The sequence below is a fragment of the Herbaspirillum sp. DW155 genome (assembly GCF_037076565.1).
GTDB lineage: Bacteria > Pseudomonadota > Gammaproteobacteria > Burkholderiales > Burkholderiaceae_D > Herbaspirillum.
The window spans coordinates 4,975,914-4,990,190 of the sequence record NZ_AP029028.1 but is presented as its reverse complement, the minus strand read 5'-3'; the positions used below and the strand labels follow the sequence as shown (position 1 = coordinate 4,990,190).

The window sequence follows — 14,277 nt, the reverse complement described above, 5'->3', positions numbered from 1 at the left end:
GACGATTGGTTCCGGCACTCGTTATTCTGAGAAGGAAATTACCGTGAACTTAAATGCAACATTGATTGCACAGTTCGTGGTCTTCTTCATCCTCGCCGGCTTCACGATGAAATTCGTGTGGCCGCCGTTGATTAAGGCGCTCGACGAACGCGCCAAGAAGATTGCGGACGGGCTGGCAGCCGCTGACCGCGGTCGCGCCGATCTGGCCGCCGCCGAAAAGCGCATCCAGGGCGAACTGGCGTCGGCACGTGATGAAGGCCAGAAGCGCATCGGCGAAGCCGAAAAGCGCGCTCAGCTGATCATCGAAGAAGCCAAGAAGACGGCTGCTGAAGAAGCTGCCCGCATCATCGCCAACGCCAAGGCAGACGCTCAACAGCAAGTGAACCAGGCGCGTGAAGAACTGCGCGGCCAGGTCGCAACGCTCGCCGTCAAGGGCGCGGAACAGATCCTCAAGCGCGAAGTGAATGCGGCTGCTCACGCCGACTTGCTGAATCAACTGAAGACAGAGCTGTAATATGGCCGAACTCGCAACGATCGCTCGTCCTTACGCCGAAGCCTTGTTCCGTGTGGCCAAGGCAGGCAGCCTGGCAGCCTGGTCCGATCTCGTCGACGAGATGGCCCAGGTGGCAGCGCATCCCGAGGTGCAGGCTCTGGCGCAGAATCCTTCCGTAACGCACGACAAGCTGGCTGAAGTGTTTGCCGCCGCCGTGAAGACCCCGTTGTCCGTCGAGGCGACCAATTTCGTCAAGACGCTGGTGGACAACGGCCGCCTGGTGCTGCTGCCGCAGATCGCCGAACAGTTCCACGTGCTCAAGAACACGGCGGAAGGTTCGGCCGATGCCAACATCGTGAGCGCCTTTGAGCTCAGCGATGCCCAGGTCAAGGATGTGGTCGCGGCACTGGAGAAGAAGTTCGGCCGCAAGCTGAACCCCTCCGTGACGGTCGACAGCAGCCTGATTGGCGGTGTGCGCGTCGTGGTCGGCGACGAAGTGTTCGATACCTCCGTGCGCGCGAAGCTGCAGCAGCTGCAAGCTGCTCTGGCCGCGTAAGTGCCTCTGGCTGGCTAAGCGAAAGAACAATTTTTAGGAGTTAGTATGCAACTCAACGCATCTGAAATCAGCGAGCTGATCAAGAGCCGGATCCAAGGCCTTGGCGATACCGCTGAGATTCGCAATCAGGGCACGGTCATCTCCGTGTCCGACGGTATCTGCCGTATCCATGGTCTGTCCGACGTGATGCAAGGTGAGATGCTGGAATTCCCGGGCAACACCTTCGGCCTGGCGCTGAACCTGGAGCGTGACTCGGTAGGCGCCGTTATCCTGGGCGAGTACGAACACATTTCCGAAGGCGATCTGGTCAAGTGCACCGGCCGCATCCTGGAAGTGCCGATCGGTCCTGAACTGAAGGGTCGCGTCGTCAACGCACTGGGCCAGCCGATCGACGGCAAGGGTCCGATCAACGCCAAGCTGACCGCCCCGATCGAGAAGATCGCTCCGGGCGTGATCGCGCGTCAGTCCGTGTCGCAGCCGATGCAGACCGGCCTGAAGTCGATCGACTCCATGGTGCCCGTCGGCCGTGGCCAGCGCGAGCTGATCATCGGCGACCGCCAGACCGGCAAGACCGCTGTTGCGATCGACGCCATCATCAATCAAAAGGGTCAGAACATGACCTGCATCTACGTTGCGATCGGCCAGAAGGCTTCGTCGGTCAAGAACGTGGTGCGCGCACTGGAAGCCCACGGCGCGATGGAATACACCATCGTCGTGGCAGCGACCGCCTCCGAATCGGCAGCGATGCAATACGTGTCGGCCTACTCGGGTTGCGCCATGGGCGAATACTTCCGCGACCGCGGCCAGGACGCCCTGATCGTGTATGACGATCTGTCCAAGCAAGCCGTGGCCTACCGTCAGGTCTCGCTGCTGCTGCGCCGTCCGCCGGGCCGTGAAGCCTATCCTGGCGACGTGTTCTACCTGCACAGCCGCCTGCTGGAACGTGCTGCCCGCGTGAACGCCGATTACGTCGAGAAGTTCACCAACGGCGAAGTCAAGGGCCAGACCGGTTCCCTGACCGCACTGCCGATCATCGAAACCCAGGCTGGTGACGTTTCGGCCTTCGTTCCGACCAACGTGATCTCGATCACCGACGGCCAGATCTTCCTGGAAACTTCGCTGTTCAACGCCGGTATCCGTCCTGCGATCAACGCCGGTATCTCGGTGTCGCGCGTCGGTGGCGCTGCTCAGACCAAGGTCATCAAGGGCCTGTCCGGCGGTATCCGTACCGACCTGGCACAGTACCGTGAACTGGCTGCCTTCGCGCAGTTCGCTTCCGATCTGGACGAAGCCACCCGCAAGCAGCTGGACCGCGGTGCGCGCGTGACCGAACTGTTGAAGCAGGCTCAGTACACTCCGCAATCGATCTCGATCATGGCCGTCACCCTGTTCGCCGTCAACAAGGGCTACATGGATGACGTCGAAGTGAAGAAGATCCTGGCCTTCGAGTCGGCTCTGCACAACTTCATGAAGACCAGCCACGCTGACCTGCTCAAGAAGATCGAAGACACCAAGCAACTGGATAAGGATGCTGAGGCAGCCCTGGCAGCCGCCATCGCTGACTTCAAGAAATCCGGCGCGTACTAATTCTTACTGAAGCTATAAGGAGTCTTACTCATGGCTACAGGTAAAGAGATACGTGGCAAGATCAAGAGCGTAGAAAATACGAAGAAGATCACCAAGGCGATGGAAATGGTCGCGGCATCCAAAATGCGCAAGGCGCAGGACCGGATGCACGCAGCCCGCCCGTACAGCGACAAGATCCGCAACATTGCGGCCAACCTGTCGCAGGCCAATCCGGAGTACGTGCACCCGTTCATGGTCCAGCAGGACACGGCCAAGCGCGTTGGTTTCATCGTCGTCACGACCGACAAGGGTCTGTGCGGCGGCATGAACACCAACTCGCTGCGTCTGCTGACCAACAAGTTCCGTGAACTGGAAGGCCAGGGCAAGTCCATTGAAACCGTCGCCATTGGCAACAAGGGTTTGGGTTTTCTGAATCGCATCGGCGCCCGTGTGGCCGCCAACGTGACGCAACTGGGTGATACGCCGCACCTGGAAAAGCTGATCGGCCCCGTCAAGGTGCTGCTCGACGCTTACCAGGAAGGCAAGCTGGACGCGGTGTACCTGGTGTACACCAAGTTCATCAACACGATGAAGCAGGAAGCCACCCTGCAGCAGCTGCTGCCGCTGACCAGCGACAAGCTCAAGGCTGACGAGGGTGCGCACTCCTGGGACTACATCTATGAGCCCGATGTGCAATCCGTGGTGGACGAACTGCTGGTGCGTTACGTCGAAGCGCTGATCTATCAAGCCGTCGCCGAGAACATGGCCTCCGAGCAATCGGCGCGCATGGTCGCGATGAAGGCCGCCAGCGACAACGCAGGTAGCGTGATCGGTGAGTTGAAGTTGGTCTACAACAAGACTCGCCAGGCCGCCATTACCAAAGAGCTGTCGGAAATCGTCGCCGGTGCGGCTGCGGTCGGCTGATCAGCTGGCGTAGCGTAGCGAAACAGAATTTAAATTTTATCTATTGAAGGAACGAAAATGGCTGATGGCAAAATCGTTCAGTGTATCGGCGCTGTGGTGGACGTGGAGTTTCCGCGCGATGCGATGCCCAAGGTTTACGATGCCTTGAAATTGGAAGGTTCGGATCTGACCCTGGAAGTCCAGCAGCAGCTGGGCGACGGCGTGGTCCGTACCATTGCGCTCGGTTCGTCGGACGGTCTGCGCCGCGGCCTGACCATCTCGAACACCGGCAAGCCGATCACGGTCCCCGTCGGTACCGCGACCCTGGGTCGCATCATGGACGTGCTGGGCAACCCGATCGACGAATGCGGTCCGGTCTCGCACGAGCAAACCGCTTCGATCCACCGCAAGGCTCCCGCGTACGACGAACTGTCGCCCTCGCAAGAGCTGCTGGAAACCGGCATCAAGGTGATTGACCTGGTGTGCCCGTTCGCCAAGGGTGGTAAGGTCGGCCTGTTCGGTGGTGCCGGTGTGGGCAAGACCGTGAACATGATGGAACTGATCAACAACATCGCCAAGGCGCACAGCGGTCTGTCCGTGTTCGCCGGTGTTGGTGAGCGTACCCGTGAAGGTAACGACTTCTACCATGAAATGGCAGAAGCCAAGGTGGTGGACCTGGAAAACCCGACCAATTCCAAGGTCGCCATGGTCTACGGCCAGATGAACGAACCGCCGGGCAACCGTCTGCGCGTGGCGCTGACCGGCCTGACCATCGCGGAAGGTTTCCGTGACGAAGGCAAGGACGTGCTGTTCTTCGTCGACAACATCTACCGTTACACCCTGGCCGGTACCGAAGTGTCCGCGCTGCTGGGTCGTATGCCGTCCGCCGTGGGCTACCAGCCGACGCTGGCCGAAGAAATGGGCCGCCTGCAAGAGCGTATCACCTCGACCAAGACCGGCTCGATCACCTCGATCCAGGCCGTGTACGTCCCTGCGGATGACTTGACCGACCCGTCGCCGGCAACCACCTTCGCCCACCTGGACTCGACCGTCGTTCTGTCCCGTGACATCGCCTCGCTGGGTATCTACCCCGCCGTCGATCCGCTGGACTCGACCTCGCGCCAGCTGGACCCGCAAGTGGTCGGCCAGGAGCACTACGAGACCGCGCGCGCTGTTCAGGGCACCCTGCAGCGCTACAAGGAACTGCGCGACATCATCGCGATTCTGGGCATGGACGAACTGGCACCGGAAGACAAGCTGATCGTCGCACGCGCTCGCAAGATGCAACGTTTCCTGTCGCAGCCCTTCCACGTCGCCGAAGTGTTCACCGGTTCCCCGGGCAAGTACGTTTCGCTGAAGGACACGATCAAGGGCTTCAAGATGATCGCCAGCGGCGAACTGGACCACCTGCCGGAACAAGCGTTCTACATGGTCGGTACCATCGACGAAGCAATCGAAAAGGCCAAGAAGATCAACTAAGACTGACCATGCCGTGGTCGATCTCGGGTGCACCACCCGAGAAGACCTTGGCAGGTAAGTAAATTTTGATTTATTGGCGCCGCCCCTGTTCGCAGGGGCGGTCAATCGACTAGGAAACGACATGGCACATACTATTCACGTGGACGTGGTCTCGGCGGAAGAGGAAATCTTCTCCGGCGAGGCAGAATTCGTCGCGTTGCCGGGCGAAGCGGGTGAACTGGGTATCTATCCCCGTCACACCCCGCTGATCACGCGCATCAAGCCAGGTGCTGTCCGTATCAAGGTCCCGGGTCAGGCGCACGAGGAATTCGTGTTCGTGGCCGGTGGCCTCCTGGAAGTGCAGCCCGACGCCGTGACCGTGCTGGCCGACACCGCCATCCGTGGTGCCGACCTGGACGAAGCCAAGGCCGCCGAAGCCAAGCGTCTGGCCGAAGAAGCGCTGGTCAACCGTGACTCCAAGATCGACCACGCTGCAGCCCAGGCCGAACTGGCCGCCGCTGTCGCACAGCTGGCCGCGATCCAGAAGTTGCGTCAGAAGCGCTGATCGGCAGCGGCGTTCTTCCCTGCGAGGAGCGTCCCGGCACGGCAGCACAGCAGTACAGCAATACAGCGGTAAATGAAAGGCAGCTTCGGCTGCCTTTTTTCATGCGCGCTCGTTTCCTCTCCTGCGCATAAAGAGTTCATCCTTGCAGATGCCGAGCCGGGGCGTCGGCGGCTCCAAGACTGACCAGATCTGGCGGCTTCCAGGCCGTATGAATTAATCTGGATCAAGCTTGCCCTCGCGTCGCACGTACTGGCGCTGCGGCAACTTTCATCCTCGGGTAAAGTGCGCTGACGTGAAGGACAGAACCAATTCTGTCCGACCAAATCATTTAGAGCATCAGCCTCATTTCAATCCAGCCGGACAGGAGCCCCCATGTCGTCAGCTGCACCCGCATCTTCCGCATCCCCTTCTCCGACCACAGCGCGCCAGTACGGCAAGCCCATCATTGCCGTGGTCGGCCTGTCCAACCGCCCCGAGCGTGCCAGCTTTGACGTGGCGGCCTATATGCAGTCAGCGGGGTACCGCATCGTCGCCGTCAATCCGATGTATGCCGGCCAGACCATCCTCGGCGAGTACTGCCATGCCAGCCTGCAGCAGGCCAGCGCGGCACTGGCCCAGGAAGGCCGGCGCATCGCCATCGTCGATTGCTTCCGCAAGTCGGCCGACATCCCGCCCATCGTCGATGAGGCCATCGCCATCGGCGCCGAATGTGTATGGATGCAGCTCGACATCGTTCACGAAGAAGCCGCTGCCCGTGCGCGTGCGGCCGGACTGAAGGTGGTCATGGACAAGTGCATCAAGATCGAACATGCCATGGGGCAGTCGCATGGCGTGTTGTAATGCCGGGGTGGTGAAATACGGAAATCATTTATAACGAAAAAAAGCGAGACAGCATGGCAAAGAAAATCGGCCCGCAATTCATGGTCCACCCCAAGTTCGTCCTCAAGGAAAGCGACGCCTCGACCAAACCACTGTCCAGCGGCGACAAGGAAACCGATCGCGCCACCGTGCAGCGTCTGGCGGCCGAGATCGGCCTGCAGCAGCAGATGCTCTATGCCGGCCACAAGCACAAGGTACTGGTGGTCCTGCAAGGCATGGATACCAGCGGCAAGGATGGCACCGTCAATGACGTCTTTGCGGCGGTCAATCCCCAGGGTATCCGCATCGCCAACTTCAAGGGGCCGACCGCCATCGAGCTGGCCCACGATTATCTGTGGCGCGTGCATGCGCAGGTGCCGGTGGCGGGGGAGATCGCGGTATTCAACCGCAGTCACTACGAGGACGTGCTCATCACACGCGTGCATGACTGGATCGATGACAAGGAGTGCAAGCGCCGCTATCGCCAGATCAACGACTTTGAACGCATGCTGTGGGAAACCGGGACGGTGGTGATCAAATTCTTCCTGCACATCTCGAAGGCCGAGCAGAAGTCACGCCTGCAATCGCGCATCGATGATCCCAACAAGCACTGGAAATTCGATCCCCAGGACCTGGCCGAGCGCAAGTTCTGGGACGCCTACCAGCAGCGCTATCAGGAGGTGCTGCGTCAGACCAGCACCTTGCATGCGCCCTGGTATGTGGTGCCGGCCGACTCCAAGACCCATCGCAACCTGCTGGTGGCCAATGTGGTCCTGGAGACCCTGCAGAAGCTCAAACTGCGTTTCCCCGATCCCAAGCCTGAACTGAAGGAACTCAAGTTCGATTGAGGCACAGGCCGGGGCCGCGCCATCAGCTTACTTCAGCCACTTGTCGAAGATGCGCTGGTATTCGCCGGTGGCCTTGGCCAGGTGCAGCCAGGTATCGACGTAAGCCTTGAAGGCGACATCGCCGCGCGGCAGCAGGTAAGCCTTCTCGGCGAACTGCAGCGGCTGGTCCGGCTGCACTGGGCACAGTTCCGGATGCATCTTGGATTGCCACAGCGTTTCGCTGGCGTCGGTCACCATCACGTCGGCCTTGCCATCGATGATCTGCTGGAAGATGGTCACGTTGTCGGGATGCAGCAGCAGCGTGGCGTGCTTGTAGCCGGAGCGGGCAAAGCGTTCGTTGGTGCCGCCCGGGTTGACGATGGCGCGGGTGCCGGGCTGGTCGATCATGTCGAAGTTGCGGAACTTGTCTTTGTCGGCACAGCGGATGATGGGGGCCTTGCCATCGACCATCACGGTCTCGGAGAAGGCCGCCTTGCGGGCGCGGTCCAGGGTGACGGAGATACCGCCCATGCCGACGTCGCACTGCGCGATGAAGTCATTCATCAGGGTGCTCCAGGTGGTCTTGATGAACTGCGCTTCCACGCCCAGCGACTTGGCCAGCGACTGGCCGAGTTCCACGTCCATGCCCTCGAAGGTCTGGTCGGGGCGATAGTAGGTGAAGGGCTTGTAGTCGCCGGTCATGCAGATGCGCAGCTTGCCGGACTTGAGCACCTGGTCCAGGCGCGATGCGGGGACGGCCTCTTCGGCGCGGGCTGCCGACAGCGACAGGACAAGTGACAGGGCCGCCAGGCCCGCCAGCAGGGCGGTGCGGATGATGGACTTCATGGAGCCTCCTCGTGGGGTGTGATGAGCGATGGATTCGGTCCGTCTCTTGTTGACCGGAATGGATCGGAAAGACCGGCTGATGGCAGCCGCCAGATCATAGCAAAACGTGTGCCACGACCTACATCAATATTGGTGCGCGCCGTTCATGACAATTAGCCGGAAAGCCAGGCGCGGAGGATGAGATAATGCCGGATTGTCGTCAGACCGCATTGCAGGCCGACCATGTCCTCTTCTTCTTCCATGTCCACCTTCGCTCCGCTCAAAAACGATACCTTCCTGCGTGCGCTGCTGCGCCAGCCCACCGAGTACACGCCGCTGTGGCTGATGCGCCAGGCCGGCCGCTACCTGCCGGAATACCGCGCCACGCGCGCCCGCGCCGGCTCCTTCATGGGCCTGGCCACCAACCCCGACTACGCCACCGAGGTCACGCTGCAGCCGCTGGAACGTTATCCGCTGGATGCCGCCATCCTGTTCTCGGACATCCTCACCGTGCCCGACGCCATGGGCCTGGGCCTGTATTTCGCCGATGGCGAGGGGCCCAAGTTCGAGCGTCCCCTGCGCGACGAGGCCGCCATCCAGGCGCTGCAGGCGCCCGACCTGGGCAAGCTGGATTACGTCTTCAAGGCCGTCACCCAGATCCGCCGCGAACTCGACGGCCGGGTGCCGCTGATCGGCTTCTCCGGCAGCCCCTGGACGCTGGCCTGCTACATGGTCGAAGGCGGCGGCTCGGATGATTTCCGCCTGGTCAAGAGCCTGCTCTATCGCCGCCCTGACCTGATGCATCACATCCTCAAGATCAATGCCGATGCCGTGGCCGCCTACCTGAACGCCCAGATCGCCGCTGGTGCCCAGGCCGTGATGATCTTCGACACCTGGGGCGGTGCGCTGGCCGATGGCATCTACCAGCAATTCTCGCTGGCCTACATGCAGCAGGTGGTGAGCCAGTTGCAGCGGCAGCAGGATGGCCAGCAGATTCCGGTGATCGTCTTCACCAAGGGCGGCGGCCTGTGGCTGGAGCAGATCGCCGCCATCGGTGCCGACGCCGTGGGCCTGGACTGGACTGTCAACCTGGGCGAAGCGCGTCGCCGGGTGGGCGACAAGGTGGCCCTGCAAGGCAACCTCGACCCCAACGTGCTCTTCGCGGGCGACCAGGCCATCCAGGCCGAAGTGCGCAAGCTGCTGGAGTCCTTCGGCCGCCCTGGCCCCGGCAGCGGCCACGTGTTCAACCTGGGCCATGGCATCTCCCAGCACACCCCGCCGGAAGCAGTGGCCACCCTGGCCCAGGCGGTGCATGAGATCAGCCGGTCCCTGCGCAATTGAACATGCGCATATCTGTCGCTATCTGTTCGTATCTGTGCGGATGGGCAAGTCCATATGCACATCCTTGCCATTGGACGGGGACTTATGCACATCCCTGCGCATTTTCTGGTTGAGAATTAAATTTATTGGAATATGAAGGTTTGTGAAGCTTGTGTTTCACAAGTCGTTGATTTTGTTGGGTTTATTTTTTGACCCATCAGGCGCGATATGGCTGGAAACCGCGCCAGCCGAGGGCTGTGGACTTGTCAAGACCCACTTGTCAACAAAGTTGTCCACAGGCGCTGTGCATAAGATCCAAAAGCGTTTACAAAACCGCCGCTTATCGAAATCTTTGAAGGTTTACTTTAAGTTTGTAGGACAGAGAGGCGATGGATTGCCGTCCAAAGTAGACAAAATTTTGTCGGTCAAGACTTGACAAACGCCGTGGCCGTGGTCTCCAGACAAGGACTTATGCACACAGGATGCATTTGGCACATGCACAAAGATTCTATGTAAAAATATTTTTCCTGCTTGGGATTGCATTTATAAGTCATTGATTTTGTTGATCTAATTTTTTGCCCTCCATTTGGGCAGCGCATCGCAAGCCACAGCCACACTGCGTGGAGACATGTCAAGAGGGACTTGTCCCCAAAGTTATCCACAAACTATGTGGATAGGTCCAAAAATGACGATGAAACCGAGGCTTAGCCGGGTTTTTCAGGATTTACATTAAGTTCGTGGAACAACGTCTGCTCCAGGTGGCGCTCGATACGCCCCTGCATACCGTCTTCGATTACCGCTGGCAGGCTGCCACGCCGGAAGAGTCCATGCCGGCCATCGGCCAGTTGGTGGTGGTGCCGTTTGGCCGCCGCGAAGCCGTCGGCGTGGTGGTCGGCCACGCCGAGCAGACCGACTTGCAGGCCGACAAGATCAAGGACGTCATCGCGGTGCGCCACCAGTTGCCGCCGATGTCGGCGCACTGGCTGGCACTGTGCGGCTTCGCCGCCGATTACTACCAGCGTCCGCTGGGCGAGGTGATGCTGCCCGGCCTGCCCAAGAACCTGCGCGCGTTGACCACGGTGGCGCTGGACAAGGCGCTCAAGGCCCTGGGCCGCCTGAGCGCACCCAAGAAGACCAAGACCAGGCGCAAGGCGCGCGCAGAGGCAGAGGCCAGCCCCGTCGAGTTGGCGGTGACTGAAGCGCCGGCCTCACCGGACCCGCTGCAACTGGGCGCGGCACCGCCCCTGAACCCGGCCCAGCAGCAGGCCGTGGAGGCCATTGCCGGTGCCCGTGGCTTTGCGCCGCTATTGCTGTACGGCGTGACCGGCAGCGGCAAGACCGAGGTCTACCTGCAGGCCGCCGCCGCCATCCTGCGCCGCGCGGCTGACGAGGCGGCGGCACAGCCCGCCGCGCCGACACAGACGGCCGCCGCGCAGATCCTGGTGCTGGTGCCCGAAATCAACCTCACCCCCCAGCTGGAAGGCAACATCCGCGCGCGCTTCCCGCATCTGAACGTGGTGGCGCTGCACAGCGGACTGGCCGAGGGCGAGCGCGCCCGCAACTGGCTGGCCGCGCACCTGGGACAGGCCCACATCGTGCTGGGCACGCGGCTGGCGATCCTGTCTTCGCTGCCCGCGCTCAAGCTCATCGTCATCGACGAGGAACACGATCCCTCCTACAAGCAGCAGGAAGGGCTGCGCTATTCCGCCCGCGATCTGGCGGTGTGGCGGGCGCACCAGTTGGGCATTCCGGTGGTGCTGGGCTCGGCCACGCCTTCGCTGGAAACCTGGCACCACGCCCAGGCCGGCCGCTATCGCCGGCTGGAACTGCGCCAGCGCGCTGCCCGGCAGGCGGTACTGCCCACCGTCAAGGTGATCGACATGGAGCGCGACAAGCCCGTCGATGGCCTCACCGCCGGCCTGATCGCGGCCGTGCGCAAGCGCCTGGAGCAGGGCGAGCAGTCGCTGCTGTTCCTCAACCGTCGCGGTTATGCCCCGGTGCTGGCCTGTGATGCCTGCGGCTGGATCAGCAACTGCATGCGCTGCGATGCCTTCATGGTGGTGCATCGTCCCGAACGCCGCCTGCGCTGCCACCATTGCAGCCTGGAGCTGGCCATTCCGCGCGCCTGCCCGACCTGCGGCAATGTCGACCTGCAACCCTTGGGACGGGGCACCCAGCGGGTGGAAGAGGGCTTGCAGGCGATCTTCCCCGGCGCCCGCGTACTGCGCATCGATGCCGATTCGACCCGCCTGAAGGGCTCGGCCCAGAGCGCTTTCGACAGCGTGCACCGGGGCGAGGTGGATATTCTGGTCGGCACCCAGATGGTGGCCAAGGGGCATGACTTCAAAAAGCTCACCCTGGTCGGCGTGCTCAATCCCGATACCGCGCTGTTCTCGCACGATTACCGCGCCAGCGAACGGCTCTTCGCCCAGCTCATGCAGGTGGCCGGCCGCGCCGGCCGCGCCGGGCTGTCGGCCGACGGCAGCTCGGGCGAGGTGCTGATCCAGACCCGCTATCCACATCATCCGCTGTACCAGGCGGTGATGCGCCATGACTACGACGGCTTTGCCGGCGACCTGCTGGAGGAGCGCCGCCAGGCCCATTTCCCGCCCTTCATGTACCAGGCGCTGCTGCGCGCCGAGGCACGCGAGCTGGATACGGCCCTGGCCTTCCTGAAGCAAGCCGCCACCCTGATGGAGGCACCCGCCATCACCATCAACGAACCCATCCCGATGACGCTGATGCGGGTGGCCAATGTCGAGCGCGCGCAATTGCTCATCGAATGCCCGTCACGGCCGGCCCTGCAGGGTTTCCTGAAGCAATGGCTGGCCGAACTGCGGCAGTTGAAAACCCGCGCCCGCTGGTCGCTGGAAGTCGATCCGGTCGATATATGAAGGCAGCGCTGCACCAGGCGGGCTGCGGGCTGATTGTGAAAGCGGGCGTGAAGTTTTCTGTCAAATTCTGGCGGGCCGGTTTGTTGTGATTGAGGCATCTTTCTGAACCGGAGGGCTTGCCCGCATGCAAGCTGCTTGCTCGGGCAGTCAACATGGCGCGCCTAGCCGGTATAATCTCGGCTGCTCAACCAATTGCAAGCGATCCCTCCGCGCGGCGCAGCCTGCCAGACCAGCGCCTCGGCCGCTTCCGCTTTACCCCTCATTCCCATGCTCGCACAACAGAAACAACGCATCTCCGACCTGTTCTCGTCCGCCTTGCAGCCGCTGCTGGCTGATAGCGGCCTGACCCCGACCATCACCCTGGAGCGTCCGCGCGATGCCTCGCACGGCGACATCGCCTGCAACATCGCCATGCAGCTGGCCAAGCCGCTGAAGAAGAATCCGCGCGAACTGGCGCAAGCCATCGTGGCCGCCGTGATGGCCGACCCGGCGCGCGAAGGCCTGGTGGAATCCGTCGAGATCGCCGGCCCCGGCTTCATCAACCTGCGCGTGGCGGCCGCCGCCAAGCAGGCCGTGGTCAAGGTGATCCACGAGCAGGGCGAGGCCTTTGGTCGTGGCACGGCCGGTGCCGGCCAGAAGGTGCTGGTCGAGTTCGTCTCGGCCAATCCTACCGGCCCGCTGCATGTGGGTCATGGCCGCCAGGGCGCGCTGGGCGATGCGCTGTCCTCGCTCTTGGAAGCCCAGGGCTACGACGTGCTGCGCGAGTTCTACTACAACGATGCGGGCGTACAGATCGCCACCCTGGCCACCTCGGTGCAGGCGCGCGCGCGCGGCTTCAAGCCGGGTGACGCCGAGTGGCCCGAGTCGGCCTACAACGGCGACTACATCGCCGACATCGCACGCGACTTCCTCGACAAGAAGACCGTCTCGGCCAGCGATGGCGAACCCGTCACCGGCAGCGGCGACGTCGAAGACATCGAATCGATCCGCCGCTTCGCCGTGGCCTACCTGCGTCACGAACAAGACCTGGACCTGCAGGCCTTCGGCGTGAAGTTCGACAATTACTATCTCGAATCCTCGCTCTACGCCGACGGCAAGGTGGCCGCCGCCGTGGACGCGCTGGTCGCTGCGGGCAAGACCTACGAACAGGATGGCGCGCTCTGGCTGCGCACCACCGACTATGGCGACGACAAGGATCGCGTCATGAAGAAGACCGACGGCACCTATACCTACTTCGTGCCCGACGTCGCCTATCACATCAACAAGTGGCAACGCGGCTACGGCAAGGTCATCAATATCCAGGGCAGCGACCACCACGGCACCATCGCCCGCGTGCGCGCCGGCCTGCAGGCCGCTGGCGTGGGCATTCCGCAAGGCTATCCCGACTACGTGCTGCACAAGATGGTCACCGTCATGCGCAATGGCGAAGAGGTCAAGATATCCAAGCGTGCCGGTTCCTACGTCACCCTGCGTGACCTCATCGAATGGTCGGCCGGCGAGCCGGTGGAAGGCCAGGAACGCGATCTCACGCGCGGCCGCGATGCGGTGCGCTTCTTCCTCATCTCGCGCAAGGCCGATACCGAGTTCGTCTTCGACGTCGACCTGGCGCTGGCGCAGTCCGACGAAAACCCGGTCTACTACGTGCAGTATGCGCATGCCCGCATCTGCACCGTGCTGGGCAAGTCGGGCGTGGATGAAGAAGCGCTCAAGACCACGGCTGACCTGTCGCTGCTGACCGCCCCGCGCGAAGCCTCGCTGCTGGCCAAGCTGGCCGAGTATCCGGACATGCTGGCGCACGCCCTGCAGGAGCTGGGACCGCACCAGGTGGCCTTCTACCTGCGCGATCTGGCAGGGGAACTGCATAGCTACTACAATGCGGAACGCGTGCTGGTCGATGATGTCCCAACCAGGTCCGCACGCCTGGCGCTGTTGTCCGCCACCCGCCAGGTGCTGCGCAACGGCCTGGCACTGTTGGGCGTATCGGCTCCGGCCAGAATGTAAAACAAGCGAAA

General features: G+C 62.1%; 12 protein-coding genes. 11 read left to right on the top strand and 1 reads right to left on the bottom strand.

All coding sequences use genetic code 11. The features are described 5' to 3' along the window. The first annotated feature begins 43 nt into the window (after positions 1-43). From AACH55_RS22760 to AACH55_RS22725, 8 genes are all read left to right on the top strand, one after another. Positions 44-514: a F0F1 ATP synthase subunit B gene (locus AACH55_RS22760; protein ID WP_338716925.1), complete on the top strand. Its 471-nt coding sequence runs from the start codon at positions 44-46 to the stop codon at positions 512-514. Position 515: 1 nt separating this feature from the next. Further along, positions 516-1,049: a F0F1 ATP synthase subunit delta gene (locus AACH55_RS22755; RefSeq protein WP_338716924.1), complete on the top strand. Its 534-nt coding sequence runs from the start codon at positions 516-518 to the stop codon at positions 1,047-1,049. 45 nt (positions 1,050-1,094) lie between these two features. Beyond that, positions 1,095-2,636, top strand: coding sequence for a F0F1 ATP synthase subunit alpha (gene atpA, locus AACH55_RS22750; RefSeq protein ID WP_017449813.1), 1,542 nt, complete (start codon positions 1,095-1,097; stop codon positions 2,634-2,636). Positions 2,637-2,666: 30 nt separating this feature from the next. Beyond that, on the top strand, positions 2,667-3,539 hold the full coding sequence (gene atpG / locus AACH55_RS22745) for a F0F1 ATP synthase subunit gamma (protein ID WP_008332980.1): 873 nt from the start codon (positions 2,667-2,669) through the stop codon (positions 3,537-3,539). 57 nt (positions 3,540-3,596) lie between these two features. Continuing rightward, positions 3,597-4,997: a F0F1 ATP synthase subunit beta gene (gene atpD, locus AACH55_RS22740; RefSeq protein WP_008332979.1), complete on the top strand. Its 1,401-nt coding sequence runs from the start codon at positions 3,597-3,599 to the stop codon at positions 4,995-4,997. 121 nt (positions 4,998-5,118) lie between these two features. Further along, positions 5,119-5,541, top strand: coding sequence for a F0F1 ATP synthase subunit epsilon (locus AACH55_RS22735; protein ID WP_013236284.1), 423 nt, complete (start codon positions 5,119-5,121; stop codon positions 5,539-5,541). A 372-nt stretch (positions 5,542-5,913) separates the two neighbouring features. Next, positions 5,914-6,381, top strand: a complete 468-nt coding sequence (locus tag AACH55_RS22730; RefSeq protein WP_338716923.1) for a CoA-binding protein — start codon at positions 5,914-5,916, stop codon at positions 6,379-6,381. A 53-nt stretch (positions 6,382-6,434) separates the two neighbouring features. After that, positions 6,435-7,247 (top strand): polyphosphate kinase 2 family protein, encoded by an 813-nt coding sequence (locus AACH55_RS22725; protein ID WP_338716922.1) that lies wholly within the window; start codon positions 6,435-6,437, stop codon positions 7,245-7,247. A 27-nt stretch (positions 7,248-7,274) separates the two neighbouring features. Here the strand turns inward: AACH55_RS22725 and AACH55_RS22720 are convergent, their stop codons facing one another. Further along, positions 7,275-8,072 (bottom strand): transporter substrate-binding domain-containing protein, encoded by a 798-nt coding sequence (locus AACH55_RS22720; RefSeq protein WP_338716921.1) that lies wholly within the window; start codon positions 8,070-8,072, stop codon positions 7,275-7,277. 240 nt (positions 8,073-8,312) lie between these two features. On the opposite strand from AACH55_RS22720, the gene hemE reads away from it, so the two are divergent. From hemE to argS, 3 genes are all read left to right on the top strand, one after another. After that, a complete protein-coding gene (gene hemE / locus AACH55_RS22715; protein WP_338720393.1) occupies positions 8,313-9,392 on the top strand; it encodes a uroporphyrinogen decarboxylase in 1,080 nt (359 codons plus the stop codon). Between the two features lie 716 nt (positions 9,393-10,108). Beyond that, entirely contained in the window at positions 10,109-12,265 is a 2,157-nt protein-coding gene (locus AACH55_RS22710) for a primosomal protein N' (protein WP_338716920.1), read from the top strand. A 267-nt stretch (positions 12,266-12,532) separates the two neighbouring features. Further along, positions 12,533-14,266: an arginine--tRNA ligase gene (argS, locus tag AACH55_RS22705; RefSeq protein WP_338716919.1), complete on the top strand. Its 1,734-nt coding sequence runs from the start codon at positions 12,533-12,535 to the stop codon at positions 14,264-14,266. The last annotated feature ends 11 nt before the right edge of the window (positions 14,267-14,277 follow it).